We start from the raw sequence: 23,212 nt of genomic DNA, 5'->3' as shown, positions 1-23,212 counted from the left end.
GCCCGGCCGTTCGGCGTGACTCTTGGTGCGCCATGCCCGTACGGCCCGGATCTCGCCCGTTCCCTCGGCCTTACGACGACATCACCACCGAGGCGACTGTCCCGCTCCTCCACGGCGGCACCGACTTCTCGGCCCGACTCGTCGGCGACTCGGGCCAGCTCGACGTTCGCGGAGCCGAAACGGTAGGAGCGGTTCGGCACTGTGTGGTTCCTCCATCCGTCGGTCGAGGCCGGCGGGCGCCCCCGCCCTACTGATCACCGATACGTTCGATCTCGATGGCCAGCGCGCCCAGCGCTTCCTTCTCGGGTGGGTAGATGGCCCGGATGTCGGCGAGTTGCTGAGAGCGGGTGGCGGTGGGGTTGACGTTCGGGAAGCCTGCGCCGTCGAGGAGGGATTCAAAGTCCGGGTACTCGGTGACCCGCCGGACCCGTACGTCGCAGGTCTCGTCGGTGCCGTTGGCGCGGAAGCGGATGGTGTCGCCCGCCGCCAGGTCGGCGAGACGCGGGTACTTCACCCGCACCTCGACGGTCTTGGCACCCGCCGCGACGAGGTCGAAGTACCGGCGATGGAGACTGAGCTGGCGGACGGGGGCAGGGCTGTCGGTCACGGGGCGGGCACGCTCCTGGCGGCTGGTTCGTCGATCCGGCGCGGAACAGGATGACGGGACGCCCGCACACAGACAAGGGGACCCCGCCGGACATGCCGACGGGGCCCCCTTGCCGCGGGAGAGGAAGGATCAAGCCTTCTTCGTCTCCTAGTAGTGGGGCGGGTTGGTGACCTGCAGGGATGTTTTCTGTGGGGCGCTGACCTGGCCTTTTGGTGATTGGTGGCGATGGGGTGCGACGGTCGTTAGCGGGTGTCCTGCGGACTGTGTGCGGACTGCTTGGGCCTGCGCAAGCAGGACCCCGCTGGGACGGGCGTCGAGAGTCCCCTGGAGCACGGTGTCAGCCGGGGCGCCATCCGCACCGCCGTCGCCGATCGTGAGCAGGTGCACCTCGGCCGGGCGGGCCTTGTGCTGTGCCGGGACCGCCGAGGCCCGGGGTGCCGTCCAAGGTCTGGCAGTCATCAGGCCGGCGTGAGACAGGGCTCCGGCGTTGGGTGCCTTTTGAGGAAGCGGAGTGGACTTGCCACAAGGCTTCCGAGGACCATGCGTTACACGCAAGGTGCTGGTCAGTCGGAGTACTCGTCGCCCCTCCGCGGCTGTCACGAGAGGTGTCGAGCGCACTCACGGGGCGTTAATGCCGGCCTTGCACCCGAGGCTCACTCGGCGGTGTCGCCCGGCTCGATCTCCTTGGCCTGGTCGCCAGGAAGCAGGCGGTTGACCATCGTCTGATTCGCCTGCATGTTCAGGGCCTTCATGGCGGCTGCGGCGTTGAGCCGGTCCTTGGCGTCCTTGTCCTGGACGCGGTCGATGAAGGTCGTCGCGGTTTCAAGCTGATGATCAGCGTCGATCTTGTCCTCGATGCGTTCGGCGGCCTTGGTCAGGTTGGCCATGGCGCGCTTCGAATGCAGGGCCAGCGCCCCGCCACCAGTGGTGATCAACACGCCCGTCAGGCCTGTCACGAGCGGCACGTAGCCGTGGTTAGGGCTCCCGGCGTGCACGAGCGCCAGGACGGCCCCCACGAGGATCACCGCCGCGCCGCCGGTCATGAAGTACACGCTCAGCCGGAACGTCCACTCGGCCTGCTTCAGGGCGTGCTTCAGGAACTCGAAGTGGAATTTCTGCCGCCGCTCGGCAAGCCCGATCTTGACGTTCTCAGTGTGATTGGCCTGGACAGTGCCCGTCGCGGACCCGATGAAGACGTTGTGGACCTCGCCAGCAGACTGGTACACGCGATGGTCCGGCTGGGTATCCGACACCAGGATCCTCGTGATCAGGTCCCCTATTTCTTCCAGATCCTCGTTTTTCTCCAGGAGCTGAACCAGTCGAATCCTGTCGGTTTCCGACGCCAGGTAAAAGGCACGAATAACTCGATTCCTATCGTCCGAGGTCATGCCCTGTATCTCGGCAGACCGGCGGTAGTACTCCAACACATCGTCTTCGTCTGAGGTTTCCCCCATCCCGGCCTCCCCCGATCACACCAACTGACGCATAGCCAACTCCCTTCAGCGTAGCGCCGGTCGGTGACACCGGCCCCAGTCCCCGGGCGGCCATCGACTTGTCTAGCCGGCACCCCCGCCCCGGGCTCCCGTGGGGTCTCCGGCGGCCTCTCGCGGGCCGGGCGGGCGTCTGGCCGGACCCGCCAGCACGAGGTCCGGGGAGACGCCGGTCCCGATCAACTACATGTGGATTGAGCCGACTTGTACGTCGCGGACGATCGCACCCGCTTGCGCTAACATCGGTGCCGGAGGGTGAAGATGCCCCTTCAGGTCCGCCACGGGGTCCAAGTCGCTTGGGCTGGCGGGCAGCTGGAGTCTTGTTGGGAGCTTTCGAGCCCTGACCGCCATCAGGCTGACGCACAGAGCAGGAAGACAAGACTCGTTGGTGACGAGCGCGCCGTAGAGGACGGCAAGGTACCCGCAAGGAACCTGGGCTGGCCATCAGCCCACCCGAGAACATTTGCGTGCAGTGCGTCCGCGCTCGTGTCTCGGTCCGAACCGTAAAGGGTTCGGATCGAGGCTGCCTGCGCACCCGATCCGACCCATGACAGGGAAGGTCAGGATCGGTGGACGGCACCGCCATCATCATCATTCTCGCCATCGCTGGCGTGGCCTCCGTGCTGCTCTTCGCACTGAAGGGAATTCTTGATCAGCTCCCCGACGTCTTCGACTCGGCCGGTCGGGCGCGCGAGGCATGGGAGCGCCTCAAGAACAAGCAGGACGGGGACGCCAAGCCCGAGGAAGCCGAGGAGCAGCCGCCCCCGGTGGCAGCCCCGGCGAACGACGAGGAGCCCCCGGTGGCCGCGTAGGCCGCCCAGGTCCTTGTAGTTCTCCGGGGGCCTCTCGTGGGCTGGACGGGCGTACGGACCGCGCGAGGGCACGGGAGCCCCGCCCGTCTACCGGGGGAGGACAGACGGGCACGGCGGCTACCGGTTGTAGCGGTGGTGGGGGCAGGTACAGCGACGTATGAGCAGGACCCCGCCACCGTGAGGCAGCGGCACGTCCTGGGTCTGGCGGCACTCGTCGTGCAGATCCTTGTAGTCCGGACGCTGGGCCAGGGCGCACTCGGCGGACATCGTTGAGGTGTCGACGGCTTGCGCGGTCACCTGAACGCCCCGCTCCTGCTGGCCGCGTTGAGAGCGCGGGTGCGCTCGCGCATCGCCTGAAGGCGCTCGCCCTCGGTTGCGGGGCGGACGCGAGCGGGGTCGGCGTCCCACTCGCGTCCGCCGGTCACGGGGCGCAGCTGTACGTACGGGCCTTCGTGCCCCATGACGTACCCCAGCCTGTTCGTCTCGGCGTCGACGACCAGGGCGCCCTCAGGCTGCTGCTCCTCGGCCATCATTCACGGCCGCCTCGCCGGAGTGCTTCGGCCAGGCGTTCGGCCACGTCGGCGCGCACGCGGCCCAGTTCAACGAGCTTCAGCGCGGGTGACGCCGCGTCGACCCTCAGCGAGGGGAGGACGATTCCGGCGTCGTCCAGGGCTGCTCTCAGAGCTTCCACCGCCACGTACGGATCGACGTCCCGCTTCTGCTTCGTAGCCATGAACCGGACGCTAGAAGTGGCGAGTTGGCTGGCGATATGCTGTTTTCTTGAGTTTGCTCGACGAATGGCTCAGATTGCTGGTGTTTTCTCCTGCGACCTGCCTCACCCCGTAGTGCCGAGCTGGGGCCCCGTCCATGCTGATTGGATCAACGCCACTGGAAGGGAGAGCGTCCATGGCTCGTCAGCTACGCTTCACCGGCACGGACAGCAAGGTCGACGGCTGCCCTGCACTGCACACGGACGTCCAGTCCGGTGAGATCGTCGTTCAGGGCACGCCGGTCACCGACCCCACAGACCTCGCGCAGCTCCAGCACTTCGGGCCAGACGAGGCCGCAGTGATCGTCCCGCGCGAACTGCTCGTGAACTGGGGACCGAAGGAGATGGAGCGGGTGCCCGAACTGGTCGACCGGGACACCTTCCGGCGCCTCTTCGAGACGTTCGAACACACCGCCTGGCGCCTGGAGACGCGGCGCGGCTACGCCTCCGACCGGCAGGACCCCGATTTCCAGATGTTCCTGGCCACCGGGACGACGATTCTGGACCCCGGCGAGCCCTGGTTCATCAACATCAAGGCCCAGACCGAGGCTGGTAAGCGGGTCGGCCGGGTCCGTATCGCCGACAAGCCGCCCACCACGGAACAGCTGTTCCTGCTCGACTATGCCCGCCACAACGCCGCGGTCGGCGAGGACATCCGTTACCGGTGGCGTGAGGACGCGGACCGGGCGGGTCTGCCTGCAGAGGACTTCTGGATCTTCGACTCGCGCATCGTCGCCCTGCTGAACTTCGACGACGCCGACAACCTGCGCAACATCGAACTGATCACGGAACCGGCCGAGGTCGTGCGGTACTGCATCGCACGTGACGCGGCCATGCACCACGCCGTGGCGTACGACCAGTTCGCCGCGCAGGTGGCCCAGGCCGACTAGCGTGCGTGACCGGTGAGCACTGACTACCAGCAGGCACGGGTGGCGCTGGGGGCGCGGCTGCGCGAACTCCGGTTCTCGTGTCCTGGCGGTCGGCTCACCGGTCAGCAGCTCGCCGAGCGGCTCGGCTGGGCGGGCTCGAAGGTCAGCAAGCTGGAGAACGGCAAGCAGACGGCCACTCCCGAGGACCTTCAGGCGTGGGCCGACGCCACCGAGCAGCCAGACGTGTACCCCGAACTCGCGGCGAGGCTTGCCGGCTTCGAAAGTCACATCAGGTCGTGGCGCCGGGCTCTGGCGAACGGCTTCAAGCCCCTGCACGAGAGCCTGACCAAGGAGATCGACCGCACCTCCGAGATGTGGGTGTGGGAAGAGTCCGTGATCGCTGGACTGATGCAGACCCCCGAGTACGCGCGCCACGTCATCCGGCGGTACGCGGAGCTGCTGGGGTCGGCCAGCGACATCGAGGACGCCGTGCGCGCCCGGGTGCAGCGCCAGGAGTGGTTGTACCGGTCCGGCCGCAAGCTCCACGTGCTGATGTGGGAGGCCGCGTTGCGCTCCCTGATCTGCCCTCCCTCGGTCCTCGCCGCACAGCTCGACCGGCTGACCGGCATGATCGGGATGGACACGGTCGAGCTGGGCGTCGTCCCGTTCACCGCCTCCGTGAAGATCGTGCCCGCCAACGGCTTCTGGGTGCTGGATGACCGCCTCGTCGTTGCAGAGGACTGGCACGCCGAGCTGTGGCTGGACGACGCCGACAACATCGCCCTCTACACGAAGGTCTGGAAGACCCTCCGGGAGTCCGCCGTGTACGGGGCCGACGCCCACAACGTCATCAACGTGGCCAGGCGGGCGTTGAACCCGCGTTGACCCGCCCGGTAGATCAGCCGGGCGGGCTGCTCAAAGAGCGTCGATTACGAGGCGAAGGAACGCGTTCAGCCAGGTCTTTGACGGCACGTCGTGCATGTCGATCAGGTCCGGCGTCTTCCGGATGTGGCGGTGCAGGGCGTCATGTCCCTGCGGCTTGAAGTCCAGCAGCTTGCGCAGGTAATCCTTGTCGGTCCTCGTCCATGCCGCGAGCGGGTTGCTGGCCACCTGCTCAAAGGTCGTCTTCTCGAACACCGGCGCCACGTGGTCGAGGATCGACCTCAACAACCCATGGCAGGCGTAAGGGTTCTCCGTCGCGAAGTTGCTGTTCAGCTCACGCGTGAGCCGGATCAGCTTCGTCAGGTCCCACTGCGACGTGGCGTTCTTGTCCTCCAGCTCCTTGATCAGCGACTCCTTGACGTAGACCGGAGCCGGGGGCTGCGGAGCGGCCGGAGTCGGGACCGGCGCCGACTGCGGCGGGGCGGGGCTGTAGAACACGTTCCCCCCGTTAACGATCAAACCGCTGCCAAGGAATGACGGTTCGGGCATCAGCTCGGTCACCCGAGCCACGTACGACTTCAGGTCGGTGACGTCGCCGTAACGAACGATCTCCCGGCTCAGCTCTCGCGTCCACCCTCCACCGTCCGACACAGAACGGGAACCGCCCCAGGTCGGCGGCTCGAAGTCTAGGAGATCGGGCATCCGGGCCATGAACAGGTCACTGATCGAGGGCAGCGCTCGCCGAATGGTCTCGCGCGTATAGGTCACGGGAGCCGCCTGGTCTGGCGAAATCGGTGCGTTGAGCTTGATGTCGACCAGCGCGCGCAGAACATTCAGAAATGGCTGACCGATCATCGCTGCCAGCTCGGGCACGTGGTACGCGGCGGCGACGGTCAGGGCGGGCCTGCTGTCCGGCGCGATGTGGTGCAGTCGGTTATACCAGGCCAGCCCGTACCCGTTGGTCTGTGGCCCCACTCGCGGCAGGGAGTGCATCAGCGCGTCAGCGTCCAGACGATGGAGGTCGAGCGTCGCCTGGACATAGCTCCAAGTCGGCCACTGACCAGACTTGCCGTACTGGTCGGTCATGGTCTGGAGCAAGAACGTCTGGTCGGGGCTGAGTGGGGCGAGCAGGTCCGTCACTGGTCATCCGATCACAAGTGCCATGAAGGTGACGAACATCGTACTGACGCCCGCTGACAGTCGGCCCCGGGTTTTCTGCGGGCACTCTCGGATGCCCCAGCACGGGCGCCGGAGAGCCCGAGAGGGGCGAGGGCACCGAGGACCCGCGCACACACGAGAGCGCCCCGGATGGCCACGGAGACCCGCGTCCCCCGCGTCTTCTTGTGCCCTGACACCCCGTCCGCTTCGGTACAGTTGGCCTCGTGCGAACTCGGACTCCGACGTACCGAGTAAGCAGCGCCGTGCACTACATCCCTTTCGGTGCGTGCACGTCGACTGCTGGGTCGCACCAGGAATCGGAAGGCTCTGGTGGAGGCACTCCGCCGGGGTGACGAGTACGTCCTAATGCGGAGGACTGCCAGAGACGCCCTGGCAAGGCACCGAGACCCTGAACGTCGGCACGGCCTCAGCAAGACCTCACGTAATCGCGTGGTGGTCGGGCTGAGCGCTACGTGCCGAAGGTCCGATCCACCGGAAAGGTACTCGGACCATTGAATCTCTCGTTCGGCGTCAAGCTGCTCCTCGTGGTCATCTGCGCCTTGATCTCCATAATCGTCGCCATGGTTGCTGCCTTCCTCAGCCACTCCCCCGGCTCTCCCGTCGGTCAGGCCGTCCTTTACGGCGGTGGCGCGTTCGGGAGCTGCCTCCTGCTGTGCCTGGCGGTCCTGAAGGCCCTCAAGGTCCTCTGAACACGCGGAAGCCCCGGAGAGGCGTTCTCCGGGGCTTCTAGGGGCGTCAGGCCGCGATCTCCAGAGAGAACGGGATCGAGGAAGAAGCGGTACCCCGGGAAGAGGTGTGGGCGTTCCTATCGCCAGCCGTCGAGGGAGACTTCCGGACCGCCCGCGAGGTAGCGGTGGAGGGCACTGGCGGTGGTGTCCACGAACTCCGCGGGGATGGCGTCGGCATCGACCCAGCAGACCTGGGAGTGTTTGCGTGGCTCGCGGTTTTCGGGTTCGCCGGTCCATTCGTGGGCGGCGAAGACGACGGTGAGGAAGCCGTTGGGTGCCTCCACGCCCCAGGCACCGTGGATGATGTGGGCGACCTTCAGGGATTCCGGCTTCACGGTCAGGCCGGTCTCCTCGTACAGCTCGCGTACGGCGGTCTCCGTGATGGGCTCGCCGGGTTCGCTCTTGCCGACGGGGAGGTCCCACATGCCCTGGGCGAACTTGGCGTTCTGGCTGCGCTGGAGGAGGACGACGCGGTTGGTGGCCTTGTCGTGGACGATGACGGCGGCGACCAGCAGGGTCATGGATTCGAGGGCGGGCGGTAGGGCTTTGGGCTGGTCGTCGGTTGTCCGCTGAGCCACGGCTTGTGTCCCTTCGTCGGCCGGATGGTGGCAGCTTAGGCCAGTGCTTCGCGTGCGCGGCGGGCGAGTTCGGCGGCTCCGGGCACTTTGCGGCGCTGGTAGATGGAGAGGGTGGAGCGGAGCGAGTTGATCGCTTTGCGGGTGCGGTCGGAGGTCATGCCTTCCATGAGTGTCAGGGCCTGTGACCAGGCGGCGACGGCTTCGTCGGCTCGGGCCTGGGCGGCGAGGCTGTCGCCGAGGTCGGCGTGCGTGAGGGCGTGGACGCGCTTGTACTTCTCGGGGTCCCAGCGCACCAGGGCGTCGCGGTGTTGTTGTTCGGTGCCGACGTGGTCGGCGAGGTCGGTTAGGGTGCGGGCGGTGTGGCTGGCGACGGTGCCGGCGGCCGGGCCGCTGACGCGGGAGTAGCTGGGCTGGGGGCCGTCGTCGCGAAGGAGGGCGTCTTCGGCGACGAGCAGGGCGCGGGCTGCTGCTGGCTTCGCGCCGACCGCGGCGTAAGCGCGGGCGTGGGTGATGTGCAGTAGCGCCTCGGTCTGGCCGTCGACGTGGCCCAGGCCGCGGGTGAGGGCGCCTTCGACGAGGTCGACGCAGTGGTGGGGCTGCTTGAGGCTCAGTGCCTGATGGGCGAGGGCGCGCATCATCCAGGCGGCGTGGCCGTGTGGGTCGGCTTCGCAGGCGAGCTGGTAGCCGACCTGGTAGTAGCGCTGGGCGGCGCCTTCCTGGCCGAGGTCGTGGTGCTTCCACCCAGCGAGGTACGCGAGTTCGGCGACGGCGCCGAAGGCCGCCTGCCGTAAGACTTCGTTCGGGAATCGGCCGCGGAGCATGGGAGCGGCGGTGTCGGCAAGGTAGGCGGTGACCGTGGTCAGGCCGTGGCCGCCGCCGAGGCGTTCGTCGGCCGCGCTGAAGGCAGCTGTGATTTGGCGTACGACGTCCACGTCCTCCATCCCGACCAGTGAGCTGCCGGTGCGGGCCCGCAACATCCGGGCGGTGGCCTCGTGGTCGTAGAAGAGGGGCATGGCCACGCCGGCCGTGGTGAAGGCAGCCACGGCAAGGAAGCGGCGGCGTTCGACATCGGCACGGCCCAGATCGGTGGCGGCCAGAACAGGATCGGGCTCCTGCGCCACCGTAGTTTCGGGTGCTCGAAGGCCAATCTCGACCAGAGTGATGGGGCGGCCTGTCCGGCGGGACAGCGCCTCAGCGAGGTACTGGCCGGTCCGTCCGGTCGGCTGGCGTGTGCCGTTCACCCAGTGGGAGACGGCCGACTTGTTGGTCTGGAGGATCTCGCCGTTCTCGGCCGCGATGCGCCGGATGTCCTTCGCCAGGGCCTCGTAGGTGCAGCCGATCGCCTCGATGACGTCACGCAGGCGGGAGTTGGGCCCTTTCGGCGCCGCCACGATCGCCTCCGCTCCAGAGCTGTAAACCGCGTATACCGCTTCAACTGCCTCTCACCGTACCCACTGTGCGTGACGGAGGGTTCACTAAACATCAGCCGCCCGGCCCCGGTCCGACACCGTGACCAGGCTCCCCCCTTCGGCCGGGCGGCCCCCGAAGTTCCGTACGCCTACACCGGGTTCGGGCATTCCTGTGCCCGAACCCGGCCGATCAGAGACGGAGACACGGTGACCACCATCGACACCAAGGCCGCCATCACGGTCGTACTGCCTGAGGCGTTCGACGAGCGCTGGAGCCGTTTGCCCGGCATCCAGGTCGACGGCCGGCGCATCACCATCGACCCGGCCGAGTACTTCTTCCGCTTCGAGTCCAACACCTGGCTCGTCGCCGACTGGGAGCTGGTCAGGTCCCAGCTCCTGGGCTTGGAGGAGACGACTGAGAGCGCGGTCGAGCAGCTAGCGCTCGACTTCATCAAGGCCCACGCCGCCTCAACCTCGGACGCCGCCCGAGTCCTGTCCACCGCGTACGAGGTGTACGCCTACCTGTTCCGCGACGAGCACCTCGCCAACCTCGGCCTGCCGCAGATCACCGCCGGGCACCTGCGGATGCTGCGCGAGGCCGCCACGCTGATGGCACTGAACAAGGTCGAGCTGGACGGGCACATCTCCAACGTCGGCCCGTGCTGGTTCTTCCCCGCCGCGACCTCCGTCGTCTTCGACCTGGACGACGAGATGGGCGGGACGCTCGATGAGGTCTACCACGGCGGCTGGTTCAACGAGCATCGCCGCATCGAGTCCATCAAGGCCCACGCCGCTCTCGGCGGCCGGCTCGTGCACGGCTGCCAGTCCGTGCCGGACCAGTCCGGCGGAGTCGTCGCGCCCTACGGTGCGTCGATGGCCGCCTTCCGCGACGACCTCGCGGCCTTCAAGTCCGCCTGGATCGAGCAGGTCTACGCCCACCGCGTGAGCCCTGCCGCCTAGCACCACCCCGCACGCCAGGCTCCGGGGCGGGTCGGCACCTCTCGCCCGCCCCGGACGCCCCCAACCTCCCTGGAGCCCCCACGTGACCGTGAACCCCAGCGCCGAACTCCTTGACAACCTGCTCACCGTGGCCGGACGTGCCACCGCCGTGCGCGAGGAGGTGCGCGTGTGGTCCATGTCCGGTGTCGAGCGCCTGACCTTCCCCGACGCCAGTACCGCGATCTTCAAGTACGCGAAGCGGCCTTTCGACGGCGAGGACCAAGCCCTCCGTCTGGCATATACGCTCGGCGTCCCCGTCCCGCAGGTCCACGCCTCTGCCGTCCTGGACGGTTGGCTCGGCATGCTCATGGAAGACCTCGGCCCCGCCATCCGCGAGGCCGACGACCTCGACGGCACCGCCGCCGCCGTGGTCCTGCACGGCACCCGTACGGCTGCCGCCCTGCCCGTCCTCGACCAGGTCCGCCTCCGCTCACTGCCGAACCGGGCCCTGGAACACCTTGCCCAGCTCCGCAAGGCCGAGCGCTGGCAAGACACGGACGACATCGAGGACGCGCTCGACCGGATCGCTCAGGCCGCCAAGGCCCGGTCGGCCGGTACGACGGTGGCGCCGTTCGGCTGGGTGCACTCCGAGTTCCACCCCACCAGCCTCCACATCGGCCAACAAAGCTGGCGGCTGCTGGACTTCGCCCACGCCTTCACCGGCCCCGGCCTGCTCGACCTCGCCAGCTGGCACGGCACCCTCGACACCCCCGACCCTGTACGCCTCCGTGTCTTCCTGGAGCAGTACGTCACCGCTGGCGGCACCCCGGACGCTCTCACCCAGCGCGGCGGACTCACCGCCGAGAACTGGGCGCTGGGTTGGCACCGCATGTGGGCCGTCGAGTGGTTCATGGAACAGTCCATCCGCTGGATCAACGACCCGGCCACCGACCCCGCCTACATCAAGGCCGTACGCCGCCACCTCACCGACGTCCTCCACCTCCTGGAGGTCTGACGTGCTCGCCCAGGCATCCCCCTGGTACGTCCACGCCCTCCAGCGCAGCACGGCCGGCCCCGCCGAGCCGCTGTCGGTACCCGCACGGATGGAGTGGACAACGCGGCCGGGCAGGGGGCCCGGAGCCGAGATTCTCGGCTCGGATCTGCGCCGCAAGCGGCTGCTGGAACTCGGCTGCGGCCCCGGTCACAACGCCGCCCACCTCGCCACCCGCTACGGCGCCCAGGTCACCGGTGTCGATCTGGTCGGCCTGCAGGTCCGCCGGGCCCGGTCGCACTACGGGCGGCTGAACAATCTGACCTTCGTCGCAGGCCATGCCCTGCACTACTTGCAAGCCTCCGACGAGCAGTTCGACGCCATCTACTCCGTCTTCGGGGCCGTCGGCTTGGTAGCCCCCGAGCTTCTGCTCCCGGCCATCGCCCAGCACCTCAAACCCGGGCGCACCCTCGCCTTCGCCGTCCCCCACCCCAAGCGCGGCGGCTTGCGACCCACCGCCGACGACCGACCCCGCCGGGACTACGTCACTCTCCCCGACCGCACCCGCCTACCCATCGCCCGCTGGGACTTCGATGCCGACCGATGGGAGAAACACCTCGACCGCGCCGGCCTCTGGCTCACCTCGGCCCAGGAGTTCCACGACGCCCGCCGCGGCCTCTGGCCCACCACGTTGCTGATCACCGCGCGCAAGCTCTGACCCCCACTCCGCCGTCTCTTGGGAGAAACCGATGCGCCCGCCCTATCTGCTCCTCGACGTCGACGGCGTCCTCATACCCTTCCCGGACGCCGATGGGACCAGTCCGGCCACCCACGACCGCCACGACGTCGTTCCCACCGGCCGTAGCGCCGACGATCCGGTCACCGTCTGGCTCAGTCCGAGCCATGGCCCCTTGCTCATGGACGTGATACGAACCGGCCTGGTCACCCCGATCTGGTGCACCAGCTGGCGCCAGGACGCCACCACACTGATCGGGCCGCTCCTCGGCCTCCCGTCCCTGCCATACGTCGACCTCCCGCGTCCGCACATCACCACCAGCCACCCCAACGGCTACCTCTGGAAACGAGACCATGTCGATGCCTGGCTGGGCGACAAGCCTGTTGCTTGGGTCGACGATGACTTCACCGCCCTCGACCATGCCTGGGCAGCAGAGCGCACGGCGCGGGGCATGGCGACTTTCTTGGTCCAGCCTGATCCCCACATCGGGTTGTTGGCCGAGCACCTGGCTGAAGTCATGGAATGGGTTGGCCGCTTGTCCGTCGTGCCAGCCGGCGAATCCGCTTCTGCTCCTGGAGCCGAAGCAGCCTGAAGTGATCACAGAGCAGGACGTCAACACTGTCCGACAGCCAACTGCTTGATCTACCGATGGCGTCCGCGTTCCTCGGGCCTGGGGGCCGGCGCCGTGGCCGAGGGCTGGAGCGCCAGGGGCCGAGAGGACACTCCCGGTGTGCTGCTTCGCTTGCGCGCTGCCTGTGCTCGCCTGTTCGGCTGGACGGCGATGCGCCAGTTGAGGACCTCGGCGGGGCGTTCGGCGGTGTCGAGTTCTCGCAGGGCGGCGACTTCGACCAAGAGACGCCGGGGGTAGTGACCGGCGGTCTCGGCGCGGGCAAGGGTTGTGGTCAGGGCTGGCCAGGCGGGATCGGCGAGGATGCGGTCGGCCTGGTCGGGGAGGGCTGCGCGTAGATCCTGCTCGAAGCGGCTGATGGTCGCGGCGCGTGGCGCGCGTCGGGTGAGATCCGCCAGGACCGGCGCGGCAGCTTCCTGGTAACCGGCCTGTAGGTGACGGAAGGCTTGCTCAGCCGCGGCGGCCTGCTGCTCGTGGCCGCGTTGTTCGTGCCACTTGGCAGCTGCACGCGACAGGTGGAGCGCAGCGAAGATCAGGGCGATGGCGAGTCCGCCCGGATCGTGTGTGGCGTAGGCGAGTTCCTTGGCGGCTTCCCGCAGAGCGGTGGCGGCTTGATGGTCGGCCCGGATCGCCGAGCGGCGGGCGCGGTTGAACGCCTGTGCCGCTGCTTGTAGTTCGGCCCGGTGCGGGCCGTGGCTGGCGAGGGCCAGGTTGTGGAGGGTGTCGCCGAAGGCATCCAGGTGGCCCTGGGCAACGGCCTCGCCACCTGAGTCGAGGACGGCGTGCGCGTGGCGGATGGCGGTTTCGGCGCGGTGCCACGGCTCGGCCGGGTCCCCCACCGGTTGAGGGCGGTCGGCCAGCTCCTGGGTCGGGAAGCGTTCGCGCAGACGGTTGCAGGACAGGTCGGGGGCGAGCTTTGAGCCGCCGTACCAGACCGGCTCGCCGTTGGCCGTGTCGCCGGGCGCGGCCAGGCTGTAGCCGGTCACCTCGCCGGTCTCGGGGCCGATGCGCGGCCTGACCTGGATGCCGAGGGACCGCAGCACGGTGAAGTACTCGTCGATGCTGCGTACGGCGGCGGCGACCGCGTACGCCTGCTCGCGCAGCCACTCCCTCGCGGTTTCCTCCCGGCGCTGGCGTTCCGCCTTCGCCCGCTCGGCGCCGGTAGGGGTACGCGGGGCCGTGAGGTCACCGGACTTCAGGCGGCGCAGCCCGAACTCGGCCTCGATCTTTCGGCATTCCAGCTGTGCCCGCCAGCCGTCCCGGTTCGTACGAGGGCGGCGGCCGTCGGCTCGGACGGTGGTGGCCATGATGTGGATGTGGTCGTCGGCGTGCCGGACCGCGATCCAGCGGCACGCCTTGTCGTCTCCCTCGGGGGCGATGCCCGTGGCGGCTACGACGCGGCGGGCTACCTCGGCCCACTCAGTGTCGGTGAGGTAGCGGTCGCCGGGCGCGGTGCGCACCGGGCAGTGCCACACATGTTGCGGTGGCTGCTTTCCGCCGAGCTCCCGGGTGCGCAGGTCGACGTGGTGGTCCAGGCGCCGGGCGAGCTGGGTGTAGGTGGCGGTGGGGTCGCGGCCGGGGTCGGGGGCGCCGGCCATGTCCCAGGCAGCCACGATGTGGGGGTCCGTGTGCTCGTCGCGCCGCCCCTTGCCGAAGAGGTAGTTGATCAGGCCGAGGGTGCTGGAGCCGGTGGAGACGTCAGGCACCATGACTGGCTCCTTCCGCCAGGAGCCGGTCCATGAGTGCGTAACTGGCCTGGGTGGCCTGCTCAATGCGGTCGAGGACGGCCTCGGCGCGCTCGGGTATCGCGCCGGAGTGGATGGCTGTCGTGACCTGGTTCAGGTTGGTGCCGATCCGGTTCAGCGCCTTGGTGTGCGCTTCGATGGCCTCCACAAGCGGGCGGATGGGGTCGTCCTCCGGGCTGCCGACCATGCCCGCCTTGCCGAGCGCGACGGCGAGGGCGGCGTCGCCGACGAAGCCGGCGAACCTCTGGTGGCGCCGCCTGGCCTCGGCATCGATGAGGCGGACCGCGGTCGGGGTAAAGCGGATCTTCTTCTCCTGGTCGCGTTTCTCGATGGTGCGCTTGCGGTTCATCCGCGCGGGCAGTGTGGGGGCGTCGGGCTCACGCCACGAGGGCTGCTCGACGGCGGCGGGCGGGTGACGGGCAGGCGGCTCGGCATGTGGGGTGACGGAGTCGGTGACGGGCTGCTCGGCGCTGTCGGCGGGAGACGCGGTGCGGGGCTCGTTCACCCCCTCCTCAGGCTCGGGCGCCCGCTGGCGCCCGGCCCCCTCTCCCTCCGCCACCCCAGGGGCGGGGGCAAGCGCGGACGAAGCCTCTTTAGGGGCTCGTTCGCTCCAGCTTGCTGCTGTTCGTCGGTCCCGGCTGAACCAACCCCAGCGGCGGGACGAAGAGGGGTTCGTGTCGTTCTCGGTGTGCATGGTGGTGCTCCGAAGGAGAGGGGGGATCGGGCTGTGTCACGTCCGTCGCATCCGTCGCATGCCTGGTGAACACAGGTACGGAGACGCGGGCAGGTACGGAGCACTCCGTCCCGGCGACAGAGTCCGTCCCCGCGCTGACCTGCGCGGGGACGGATGCGACGAAGTGATACGGACCCCGGTGGGATCAGAGAGCGCGCTTCGCCCGCCCGGCGGGGCCACCGGGCGGGCCGACAGGCAGCGTCCCCGCCGGGGCGGCGGGCAGCCTGCCCTGCGGCATGCGGGCAGGGGCAGCGCCGTGTTCGGGCTCGGGTGCCGCCTCGACGAGGTCCGGGCAGTTGCGGGCCCAGGCGTCCAGGAACCGGTTCCGCATGTACGCCTTGGCCTGCCTGCCCTTGTCGAACCGGTAGTTGGCCGGGCTGATGTTGAAGTCCCGCAGCAGGTTGCTCAGGTGGTAGGCGTTCAACCCTTTGGTGCCGTGCTCCGCCCACGGGGCCTCGGCGTCCTGGATCAGAGCGGCGACCAGATCCTGGGTGGCCAGGGCCTCGGGGTTGTCCGCCTGCGCGAAGATGCGATGGATGTCGCGCAGCAGCCGCGTCTTCAGGCTGCTCTGCTCGTCCTGGACCGCCTCATGGCGGGTCATGGCCAGGCAGGCGGCAAGGGCCTGGGCGGGCCAGTGGCCGCCGGCCAGGTCGGCGATGATGACCAGCGGCTCCCAGGTGTCCGCCGCCCGGTCCTCCACCGGCATGTGCGGCACCATGCGGGCAGCCTGCCCGCGCAGCGGGCCCAGCCAGGCGGCCAGCCGATCACGCAGCGCGTTGAGTTCGGGCACCGAATACCGGGAGCGGAAGGGGGTGACCTTCTCGCCCGGCTTACGCTTCTGCATCCGCAGAACGACCGCCCGATCCATGACCGTGTCCGGCAGGTCGCCAATACCCGCAATGGCAGCCATGGCGAAGGTGGGGAACGGGGTCGGTTTGTGATCCGGACCGGAGATCCGCCACGCGGGCCGGTTGCGCTGGTGCCCGGCATTCAGCAGGCCGCGCAGGATCTCACTGTCACCGCTCGCCTTGGGGCCGAAGATGGTGTCTGCCTCGTCCACCAGCAGGGTGGGAGGGTTCTTGCCGATGATCCGGAAGATGACCGCCGGGGAGGTGTTCACCGTCATCATCGGCTGGTGCACGGTCTCGTGGAGCACGTCCAGAACCCGGGACTTGCCGCACCCCTTCGTCGGGCTCACCACCGCCAGACGTGGCGCGTGCTGCAACGCCGTCTGGATGTGCGTGGCCGCCACCCACAAGGTGACAGCGGTCAGCGCCTCCTCGCTGGGCAGCACCACGTACTTGCCGATCGCTGCCCGCAACTCGTCCAGCAGCGCGACCCCGTCAGCACCTACCTGAGCACCGGCGCCTTCATGGCTGCCAGCGCGTGTCCCGCCATCGGTGGCTGCGATCTCTTCTTGCTCGGCCCGCTCCACGGGGACGTCCGTCCCCGGCGACAGGTGACGGCCGCTGTCCCGGTCCCCACTGCGGTCCCCTGGCGCAACTCCAGAGTCTTGGGGACCGGTCCCCGTTGGCGCGCCAATGCCGCTGACCTGCACGTCTCCAACGGATGTGGGTATGGGGACCGTAGCTCGCGCCGACAGCGGAGCGGATGTATCGAGGGGACGGTCCCCTGATACCGCAGCAGCAGAATGCTCGTCCCCGCGGCGTCCGGGGACGCCTTGGCCGGGGACCGCGACCTCGGGCCAGCTGACCTTGGGGACCGCGTTCGGGTTGGTGGGGGACGTAGAGTCCTCCATAGATGTTCCTCTCAGACGAGGGGCAGGACGGGCAAGGTCCAGCTCCTCGTCGGCTTGTTCGTTCAGGGATGGGCGGTATGCGGGGGACTCTCCGGCCTTCGGCGTTGGTGCGCCGAGGGCCGTTTCCGTGTCCCGGGCCTCCGACGGCTCAGGAGGCCAGACCCCACTCGTCTTGGCCCTCGATCAGCGCCCGCTCGTAGCGCAGCAGCTCGGCCTCGGGATACAGCACCCGCTTGCCGATCTTGATGCCGCGCGGGCCCTTCTCGATCTGGCGCCAGTAGCGGACGGTGCTCTCCGCTGTGCGGTAGCGCTCGGCGACCTCGGCGGTGGTCAGGTATCGCATGCATTCCCAATCGACTAGGTAGCAATCCGGTCTGCATAGGTTGTACCCGACGATCGCCGGTCAGCCAAATCGGCAAGCATGTGTTTCAATTGGGAAAGCAACGGTCGGGATGGAGGTTCGATGGCAGGCGACAAGGCCGACGGTGGTGAGGTGCCGCTGCTCTACAGCGAGGGCAACATCGCCGCGCGGGTGGCGCTGGAGCGCGAGGTCAGAGGGTGGAGCACGATCGAGCTGGCGGATCGGGTGTCCAAGGCCGGCGTCAAGATGAACCAGACCGCGGTCTGGCGCATCGAAAACGGCACCCCGCGCCGCCGTATCAACGTCGACGAAGCCCTCGCCTTCGCCCGCGTCTTCGAGCTGCCCCTCGAAGAGCTGATGTCCCCGCCGCTAGAGGGGCTGGACCTCGACAGCAGACGGCTCGTCCAGGAAGCCGTCGAGGCGTACTACGAGACACGCGACGCCGAGGACAGGCTGCACCACGCCGTCGTCGGCATCGCCGAGTACATCCAGACCCACCCCGACAGCTCACGGGCCATCCATGAGCAGTGCCTTCGCCTCATGGGCGACGAGCGCGACGCCCGCACCCTCACCGAGCACATCGAGGGCGGCGGCTACCACCGATAACCAACCCAAGGGAGAAGCCACTTGGCGAACATCCAGAAGCGCCCCAACGGCAAATGGCGGGCTCGCTACCGCGACCTCGACGGCAAGGAGCATGCCCGCCACTTCGACCGCAAGCTCGATGCCCAGCGCTGGCTCGACGAGGTCACGGCCAGCATCGTCACGGGCCAGTACGTCGACCCGCAGGCCGGACGGATCACCTTCGAGAAGTATGCGAAGAAGTGGGAGGAGTCGCTCATCGCCAGCGAGGCGGGCGAGCGCATCACCGACAACGCGCTCCGGCTCCACCTCGTCCCGGTGCTCGGCGCCCGCGCCATGGCGGCGATACGCCGCAACGACCTCCAGGTGCTCTTCAAGAGCCTGTCGGAGCAGCTCGGCCCCGGAAGTGTGCGCAACGTCTACGACGTCCTCGTACGCCTCATGACCGCAGCTGTCGAGGACAAGGTCATCGCCTCCAGTCCGTGCCGCCGGATCACCCTCCCGACCATGCCGGATGACGAGGTCACTCCGCCCACGGTCGCGCAGGTCGAGGCCATGGCCCGCGTGATGCCGCCGTACATTCGCGCGGCGATCGTCACGCTCGCCGGATCAGGCTTGCGAATAGGCGAGTTGCTCGGCCTCAAGGTCTCGGACGTCGACTTCAAGGCCGGCACCCTCCGCGTCGAGCGCCAGCGCCTCCAGTCCGGGAAGATCGGGCCGCCGAAGACCGCAAAGTCCCGGCGCACTGTCCCGGTCGGCGAGGTCGTCACCGACGCACTCCTCACGCACCTCGCCGCACGCCCATCCAAGGAGTGGCTGTTCACGATGGAGGAGGGCGAGCCCCTCAACTACCGCCGCTGGAAGACCGAATGGAACTGCGCTCGTAAGGAGCTGCAGAAGGCGGAGAACGAGGCGGCCGAGCGCGAGGGCCGCAAGCCCGTCGAGCTGCCGCACATGGTGACCCACGACCTGCGCCACTTCTACGCCTCCGCCCTCATCGCCGGCGGAGCGAGCGTCAAGCAGGTCCAGTTGGTCCTCGGCCACGCGTCCGCCGTCATCACGCTGCGGATCTACGCGCACCTGTGGCCGGGCGAAGAAGACCGCACCCGGACCGTCATGGACGCCGTTCTCGGCGGCCTGCGGACCGGGTGCGGACCGGAAGACCATGCGATCAAGGAAACCGCAGGTCAGGCGGCATGATCGAAGATCAAGCCTTCTTCGTCTCCCAGAAGATCTTGTCGATCTGGGCGATGTAGTCGAGCGCCTTCTGGCCCGTCGCCGGGTCGGTGGACGCCTTGGCGGCCGAGAGGGCCTTCAGGGTGTCGTTGACCAGCTGGTGCAGCTCCGGGTACTTCTCGAAGTGCGGGGCCTTGAAGTAGTCGCTCCAGAGGACGGAGACGTGGTGCTTCGCGAGCTCCGCGCGCTGCTCCTTGATGATGGTGGCGCGGGCCTGGAAGTGGGGGTCGTCGTTGCCGGCCATCTTTTCCTGGACGGCCTTGACCGACTCCGCCTCGATGCGGGCCTGGGCCGGGTCGTACACGCCGCAGGGCAGGTCGCAGTGGGCGCTGACCTTGACCTTGGGGGCAAACAGGCGGGAAAGCATGGAGCATTCCTTCCTCGTGATCGTCTTCTCAGGTGCGACATTACTCCCTGAGCGACCTGTTTTCCTGAGTGCCCCCTAGTGCTTAGGACAAAAGTCCAGGGTGAGACTGGGACTGGTGGAGGAACGGACCGGGGAGGTGCCGGGAATGCCGGAGCTGTCGCAGGAGAGCGAGCGGGGGAGGCCGCCCGCGCCGTTCGGGCTGGCCGAGGTGACGGGGCCGTCCATGGTGCCCACGCTCCAGCACGGCGATCAGCTGCTGGTCCGCTACGGCGGCACGGTCCGGCCCGGTGACGTCGTCGTCCTGCGGCACCCCTTCCAGCAGGACCTGCTGGTGGTCAAGCGGGCCGTGGAGCGGCGCGAGGGCGGCTGGTGGGTGCTCGGGGACAACCCGTACGCGGGCGGGGACAGCACCGACTACGGGGTCGTGCCCCAGGAACTGGTGCTGGGGCGGGCGTGGCTGCGGGTGCGGCCGTTCAGGGCCGGTCAGCGTTCGCCGCTGGCCGTGCTGGGCTGGGCCGTCTCGGCCGTACGCCCGCTGTTCGGCGACCGGTCGGCCTCCAGGCGCTTGCGGGCCCGGTAGGCGGCCACATTGGCGCGGGTGGCGCAGCGGTCGGAGCAGTAGCGCCGGGAGCGGTTGGTCGAGGTGTCCAGGTAGGCGTTGCGGCAGGGGACCGCCTGGCACAGGCCGAGCCGGTCCACGCCGTACTCGGTGAGATGGAAGGCGAGGCCCATCGCCGCGATCGCCGCGTAGCCCGCGGTGGCGTTGGAGGGGTGGTCGGCCAGGTGCATGTGCCACAGCGGGCGGTCGTCCTCGTCCCGGTGGTCGTGGCCGGAGATCTGGGGGCTGACCGGGAACTCCAGCAGCAGCGAGTTCAGCAGGTCCACCGCGAGCGTCTCGTCGCCCCCGTCGGCCGCCTCGAACACCGAGCGCAGCCGGGCCCGGACCGAACGGAAGCGGGTGACATCGGCGTCGGTGGCGCGGCGGGCCGCGGACGCGTTGACGCCGAAGAGGTCGCGGATGGCCTCGACCGAGGTCAGGCAGTCCTTGCCGCGGGCCGGTTCCTCGGTGTTGACGAGTCGTACGGCATAGTCCGAGTAATAGGCCAGTTCCACTTGTAGTCCTTACGGGCGCGCTCTATCGTCGTATCAGCGGTCGGGTAACAGTCGATCGTGCATCCAGGGTATTACGCGAGCGAGGGAAAAGGCGGGCTCCATGACCACGAGCACCGGAACCGACTGGGCGGCCTGGCAGAACAGCTGGGACCGGCAGCAGGAGTGGTACATGCCGGACCGCGAGGACCGCTTCCGGATCATGCTCGACATGGTCGAGGCCCTCGTCGGCACGGCGCCCCGGGTGCTCGACCTCGCCTGCGGCACCGGCAGCATCACCGCCCGGCTGCTGGCCCGGTTCCCCGAGGCCACCAGCACCGGTGTCGACCTCGACCCGGCCCTGCTCGCCATCGCACGCGGCACCTTCGAGGGCGACGACCGGGTCTCCTTCGTGACCGCCGACCTCAAGGACCCGGACTGGGTCACGAAGCTGCCGTACGAGTCGTACGACGCCGTGCTGACCGCGACGGCCCTGCACTGGCTGCACAGTGAACCCCTCGCGGACCTCTATGGCCGGATCGCGGAACTCGTCCCCGCCGGCGGTGTGTTCATGAACGCGGACCACATGATCGACGACAGCACGCCCCGGATCAACGCGGCCGAGCGCGCCCAGCGGCACGCCCGTATGGATCAGGCCAAGCGGGACGGCGCCCTCGACTGGGCCGAGTGGTGGCAGCTCGCGGCCGGGGACCCGGTGCTCGCCGAGCCGACCGCCCGCCGCTTCGAGATCTACGGCGAGCACGCCGACGGTGACGTGCCCCCCGTCGCCTGGCATGTGCGGACCCTGAAGGAGAAGGGCTTCGCGGAGGCCAGGCCCGTGTGGTGCTCCCCGTCGGACAGCCTGGTCCTCGCCCTCAAGTAGGCCCCCGGGCACGGACGGACAGCGGAAGGGGCGGTGCGCGCACCGCCCCTTCCCCGTCTGTTCGCGTCGCGGCCGGCTACAGCACCTTCGACAGGAACGACTGCGTCCGCTCGTGCTGCGGATTCGTCAGCACGTCCCGCGGATGGCCGGATTCGACCACGACACCGCCGTCCATGAACACCAGGCTGTCGCCCACCTCGCGGGCGAATCCCATCTCATGGGTGACGACGACCATCGTCATACCGGACTCGGCGAGGTCGCGCATGACGTCCAGGACGTCGCCGACCAGCTCCGGGTCCAGGGCCGAGGTCGGCTCGTCGAACAGCATCAGCTTGGGGTCCATCGCGAGCGCCCGCGCGATCGCCACCCGCTGCTGCTGGCCGCCGGAGAGCTGTGAGGGGTAGTTGCCCGCCTTGTCGGCCAGGCCCACCCGCTCCAGGAGCTGCGCGGCACGCTCCCGCGCCTCGCCCCTGGCCACGCCCTTGACCTGGACCGGCGCCTCCATGACGTTCTCCAGCGCCGTCATGTGCGGGAACAGGTTGAAGCGCTGGAAGACCATGCCGATGTCCCGGCGCTTCATGGCGACTTCGCTGTCCTTGAGCTCGTACAGCCTGCCGCCCTTCTGGCGGTAGCCGACCAGCTCGCCGTCGACGTACAGCCGCCCGGCGTTGATCTTCTCCAGGTGGTTGATGCACCGCAGGAAGGTGGACTTGCCCGAACCCGAGGGGCCGATGAGGCAGAACACCTCGCCGGGGCGCACCTCCAGGTCGATGCCCTTGAGCACCTCCACATGCCCGAACGACTTGTGGACGCCCTCCGCCCGGACCATCGCGGTGGTGTCCGCGGCTGCGGAGTCCCGCTTGCTCGGCTTGTCGCTCATGCCATGACCTTCCTGCTGGAGAAGGTCGTCAGATGCGCCCTGACCTTCTGCCACGGGGTGGGCGGGAGGCTGCGGCTGGAACCGCGGGCGTAGTACCGCTCGATGTAGTACTGGCCCACGCTGAGCACCGAGGTCATGATCAGGTACCAGGCCGCGGCCAGGAAGTACATCTCCACCGGGGCGCCGGAGTTCTGGCCGATGTCCTGGGCGTAGCGGAACAGCTCGGGATACTGGACGGCCGCCACGAGGGAGGTCGTCTTCAGCATGTTGATGACCTCGTTGCCGGTCGGCGGCACGATCACCCGCATCGCCTGCGGGATGACCACCCGGCGCAGCGTCTTCGCATGGCTCATGCCCAGCGCCTGGGCCGCCTCGGTCTGGCCCTCGTCCACCGCGAGCAGGCCCGCCCGGCAGATCTCGGCCATGTACGCCGCCTCGTTCAGACCCAGGCCGAGCAGCGCCGTCAGCAGCGGCGTCATGAAGTTCGACCAGTAGTCCTTGTAGAAGGGCATCAGGTTGATGTACTCGAAGACCAGGCCCAGGTTGAACCACAGGAACAGCTGGACCAGGACCGGGGTGCCGCGGAAGAACCAGATGTAGAACCACGCGATGGACGAGGTCACCGGGTTCTTCGAGAGCCGCATGACGGCCAGGACGACACCGCCGACGATGCCGATCAGCATCGAGAGGACCGTCAGCAGCAGCGTCTTGCTGACACCGGTCATGATCCGGTGGTCGAAGAAGTACTCCGGCACCGCATGCCAGTTGATCTTGCCCTGGCTGAAGGCGTTGATGATCGCGACGAGGATCGCGATGGCGACGACGGCGGACACATAGCGTCCGTAGTGCCGCACCGGGATGGCCTTGATGGCTTCCGGGCCGGCCGGGGGAGTGCCCTGCTCCCCGGCCGTCTTCTCTATGTCCGTCACGGATGTGCTGCCTCTCGGTGGCCGCTGGGTA

General features: G+C 68.5%; 28 protein-coding genes. 12 read left to right on the top strand and 16 right to left on the bottom strand.

What is annotated here, in order from left to right:
• Window positions 1–247: 247 nt before the first annotated feature.
• Together GHR20_RS12405 and GHR20_RS12400 are read right to left on the bottom strand one after the other, a co-directional pair.
• Window positions 248–607, bottom strand: a complete 360-nt coding sequence (locus GHR20_RS12405; RefSeq protein WP_153813206.1) for an ASCH domain-containing protein — start codon at window positions 605–607, stop codon at window positions 248–250.
• Between the two features lie 653 nt (window positions 608–1,260).
• Window positions 1,261–2,061 (bottom strand): hypothetical protein, encoded by an 801-nt coding sequence (locus GHR20_RS12400; protein ID WP_243878011.1) that lies wholly within the window; start codon window positions 2,059–2,061, stop codon window positions 1,261–1,263.
• A 605-nt stretch (window positions 2,062–2,666) separates the two neighbouring features.
• Here GHR20_RS12400 and GHR20_RS12395 point away from each other — a divergent pair.
• Window positions 2,667–2,909, top strand: a complete 243-nt coding sequence (locus GHR20_RS12395; protein ID WP_153813205.1) for a hypothetical protein — start codon at window positions 2,667–2,669, stop codon at window positions 2,907–2,909.
• Between the two features lie 117 nt (window positions 2,910–3,026).
• Here the strand turns inward: GHR20_RS12395 and GHR20_RS12390 are convergent, their stop codons facing one another.
• From GHR20_RS12390 to GHR20_RS12380, 3 genes are read right to left on the bottom strand one after another with little or no spacing between them, the layout of a single operon-like run.
• On the bottom strand, window positions 3,027–3,206 hold the full coding sequence (locus tag GHR20_RS12390) for a hypothetical protein (RefSeq protein WP_153813204.1): 180 nt from the start codon (window positions 3,204–3,206) through the stop codon (window positions 3,027–3,029).
• Window positions 3,203–3,439 carry a hypothetical protein gene (locus GHR20_RS12385; protein WP_153815949.1) on the bottom strand — a complete coding sequence of 79 codons (237 nt, stop codon included), beginning with the start codon at window positions 3,437–3,439 and terminating at the stop codon, window positions 3,203–3,205. Before GHR20_RS12385 ends, GHR20_RS12390 begins: the two co-directional genes overlap by 4 nt.
• The gene (locus tag GHR20_RS12380; protein ID WP_153813203.1) at window positions 3,439–3,642 is read right to left on the bottom strand and encodes a hypothetical protein; all 204 of its coding nucleotides are present in this window, start codon (window positions 3,640–3,642) and stop codon (window positions 3,439–3,441) included. Before GHR20_RS12380 ends, GHR20_RS12385 begins: the two co-directional genes overlap by 1 nt.
• Before the next feature lie 173 nt (window positions 3,643–3,815).
• Here GHR20_RS12380 and GHR20_RS12375 point away from each other — a divergent pair, with 173 nt between their 5' ends.
• Together GHR20_RS12375 and GHR20_RS12370 are read left to right on the top strand one after the other, a co-directional pair.
• Window positions 3,816–4,568 carry a DUF6879 family protein gene (locus GHR20_RS12375; RefSeq protein ID WP_153813202.1) on the top strand — a complete coding sequence of 251 codons (753 nt, stop codon included), beginning with the start codon at window positions 3,816–3,818 and terminating at the stop codon, window positions 4,566–4,568.
• A 12-nt stretch (window positions 4,569–4,580) separates the two neighbouring features.
• A complete protein-coding gene (locus GHR20_RS12370) occupies window positions 4,581–5,432 on the top strand; it encodes a helix-turn-helix transcriptional regulator (protein WP_153813201.1) in 852 nt (283 codons plus the stop codon).
• Window positions 5,433–5,462: 30 nt separating this feature from the next.
• Here the strand turns inward: GHR20_RS12370 and GHR20_RS12365 are convergent, their stop codons facing one another.
• Window positions 5,463–6,515, bottom strand: coding sequence for a hypothetical protein (locus tag GHR20_RS12365; RefSeq protein ID WP_153813200.1), 1,053 nt, complete (start codon window positions 6,513–6,515; stop codon window positions 5,463–5,465).
• A gap of 584 nt (window positions 6,516–7,099) precedes the next feature.
• Here GHR20_RS12365 and GHR20_RS12360 point away from each other — a divergent pair.
• Entirely contained in the window at window positions 7,100–7,297 is a 198-nt protein-coding gene (locus tag GHR20_RS12360) for a hypothetical protein (RefSeq protein ID WP_153813199.1), read from the top strand.
• Window positions 7,298–7,413: 116 nt separating this feature from the next.
• Here the strand turns inward: GHR20_RS12360 and GHR20_RS12355 are convergent, their stop codons facing one another.
• Together GHR20_RS12355 and GHR20_RS12350 are read right to left on the bottom strand one after the other, a co-directional pair.
• Window positions 7,414–7,914: an NUDIX domain-containing protein gene (locus GHR20_RS12355; protein ID WP_153813198.1), complete on the bottom strand. Its 501-nt coding sequence runs from the start codon at window positions 7,912–7,914 to the stop codon at window positions 7,414–7,416.
• 35 nt (window positions 7,915–7,949) lie between these two features.
• Window positions 7,950–9,305, bottom strand: a complete 1,356-nt coding sequence (locus tag GHR20_RS12350) for a tetratricopeptide repeat protein (RefSeq protein WP_153813197.1) — start codon at window positions 9,303–9,305, stop codon at window positions 7,950–7,952.
• Between the two features lie 225 nt (window positions 9,306–9,530).
• Between GHR20_RS12350 and GHR20_RS12345 the strand changes: the two genes are divergently transcribed.
• From GHR20_RS12345 to GHR20_RS12330, 4 genes are all read left to right on the top strand, one after another.
• On the top strand, window positions 9,531–10,283 hold the full coding sequence (locus tag GHR20_RS12345; protein ID WP_153813196.1) for a hypothetical protein: 753 nt from the start codon (window positions 9,531–9,533) through the stop codon (window positions 10,281–10,283).
• Between the two features lie 82 nt (window positions 10,284–10,365).
• A complete protein-coding gene (locus tag GHR20_RS12340; protein WP_153813195.1) occupies window positions 10,366–11,277 on the top strand; it encodes a phosphotransferase in 912 nt (303 codons plus the stop codon).
• A gap of 1 nt (window position 11,278) precedes the next feature.
• On the top strand, window positions 11,279–11,971 hold the full coding sequence (locus GHR20_RS12335) for a class I SAM-dependent methyltransferase (RefSeq protein ID WP_153813194.1): 693 nt from the start codon (window positions 11,279–11,281) through the stop codon (window positions 11,969–11,971).
• 31 nt (window positions 11,972–12,002) lie between these two features.
• A complete protein-coding gene (locus GHR20_RS12330; RefSeq protein ID WP_153813193.1) occupies window positions 12,003–12,581 on the top strand; it encodes an HAD domain-containing protein in 579 nt (192 codons plus the stop codon).
• Between the two features lie 50 nt (window positions 12,582–12,631).
• Here GHR20_RS12330 and GHR20_RS12325 read toward each other — a convergent pair whose 3' ends face one another.
• The 4 genes from GHR20_RS12325 to GHR20_RS12310 form a co-directional block, all read right to left on the bottom strand.
• Window positions 12,632–14,326: a mobilization protein gene (locus tag GHR20_RS12325; RefSeq protein ID WP_153813192.1), complete on the bottom strand. Its 1,695-nt coding sequence runs from the start codon at window positions 14,324–14,326 to the stop codon at window positions 12,632–12,634.
• Window positions 14,316–14,921: a hypothetical protein gene (locus GHR20_RS12320; protein WP_153815948.1), complete on the bottom strand. Its 606-nt coding sequence runs from the start codon at window positions 14,919–14,921 to the stop codon at window positions 14,316–14,318. The genes GHR20_RS12325 and GHR20_RS12320 overlap by 11 nt, the downstream gene beginning before the upstream one ends.
• A gap of 319 nt (window positions 14,922–15,240) precedes the next feature.
• Window positions 15,241–16,428: a DUF3631 domain-containing protein gene (locus tag GHR20_RS12315; RefSeq protein WP_243878336.1), complete on the bottom strand. Its 1,188-nt coding sequence runs from the start codon at window positions 16,426–16,428 to the stop codon at window positions 15,241–15,243.
• Window positions 16,429–17,002: 574 nt separating this feature from the next.
• A complete protein-coding gene (locus GHR20_RS12310) occupies window positions 17,003–17,197 on the bottom strand; it encodes a helix-turn-helix domain-containing protein (protein WP_067035420.1) in 195 nt (64 codons plus the stop codon).
• A gap of 120 nt (window positions 17,198–17,317) precedes the next feature.
• Between GHR20_RS12310 and GHR20_RS12305 the strand changes: the two genes are divergently transcribed.
• A complete protein-coding gene (locus GHR20_RS12305; protein WP_153813191.1) occupies window positions 17,318–17,821 on the top strand; it encodes a helix-turn-helix transcriptional regulator in 504 nt (167 codons plus the stop codon).
• Window positions 17,822–17,842: 21 nt separating this feature from the next.
• Entirely contained in the window at window positions 17,843–18,997 is a 1,155-nt protein-coding gene (locus GHR20_RS12300; RefSeq protein ID WP_153813190.1) for a site-specific integrase, read from the top strand.
• A gap of 7 nt (window positions 18,998–19,004) precedes the next feature.
• On the opposite strand, the gene sodN is transcribed toward GHR20_RS12300, so the two are convergent.
• Entirely contained in the window at window positions 19,005–19,400 is a 396-nt protein-coding gene (gene sodN, locus GHR20_RS12295) for a superoxide dismutase, Ni (RefSeq protein WP_046418451.1), read from the bottom strand.
• A 145-nt stretch (window positions 19,401–19,545) separates the two neighbouring features.
• Between sodN and sodX the strand changes: the two genes are divergently transcribed.
• Entirely contained in the window at window positions 19,546–19,980 is a 435-nt protein-coding gene (sodX, locus tag GHR20_RS12290) for a nickel-type superoxide dismutase maturation protease (RefSeq protein WP_111584723.1), read from the top strand.
• Here sodX and GHR20_RS12285 read toward each other — a convergent pair.
• Entirely contained in the window at window positions 19,884–20,513 is a 630-nt protein-coding gene (locus tag GHR20_RS12285; protein WP_148027776.1) for a CGNR zinc finger domain-containing protein, read from the bottom strand. The genes sodX and GHR20_RS12285 overlap by 97 nt on opposite strands.
• Before the next feature lie 100 nt (window positions 20,514–20,613).
• On the opposite strand from GHR20_RS12285, the gene GHR20_RS12280 reads away from it, so the two are divergent.
• Window positions 20,614–21,372: a class I SAM-dependent methyltransferase gene (locus GHR20_RS12280; RefSeq protein ID WP_111584721.1), complete on the top strand. Its 759-nt coding sequence runs from the start codon at window positions 20,614–20,616 to the stop codon at window positions 21,370–21,372.
• Between the two features lie 76 nt (window positions 21,373–21,448).
• On the opposite strand, the gene GHR20_RS12275 is transcribed toward GHR20_RS12280, so the two are convergent.
• On the bottom strand, window positions 21,449–22,201 hold the full coding sequence (locus tag GHR20_RS12275; protein WP_111584859.1) for an amino acid ABC transporter ATP-binding protein: 753 nt from the start codon (window positions 22,199–22,201) through the stop codon (window positions 21,449–21,451).
• A 47-nt stretch (window positions 22,202–22,248) separates the two neighbouring features.
• Window positions 22,249–23,181 carry an amino acid ABC transporter permease gene (locus GHR20_RS12270; protein WP_111584720.1) on the bottom strand — a complete coding sequence of 311 codons (933 nt, stop codon included), beginning with the start codon at window positions 23,179–23,181 and terminating at the stop codon, window positions 22,249–22,251.
• Between the last annotated feature and the right edge of the window lie 31 nt (window positions 23,182–23,212).

Source organism: Streptomyces sp. SUK 48, assembly GCF_009650765.1.
Classification (GTDB): Bacteria; Actinomycetota; Actinomycetes; order Streptomycetales; family Streptomycetaceae; genus Streptomyces.
This window is presented reverse-complemented; position numbering and strand designations above follow the sequence as displayed.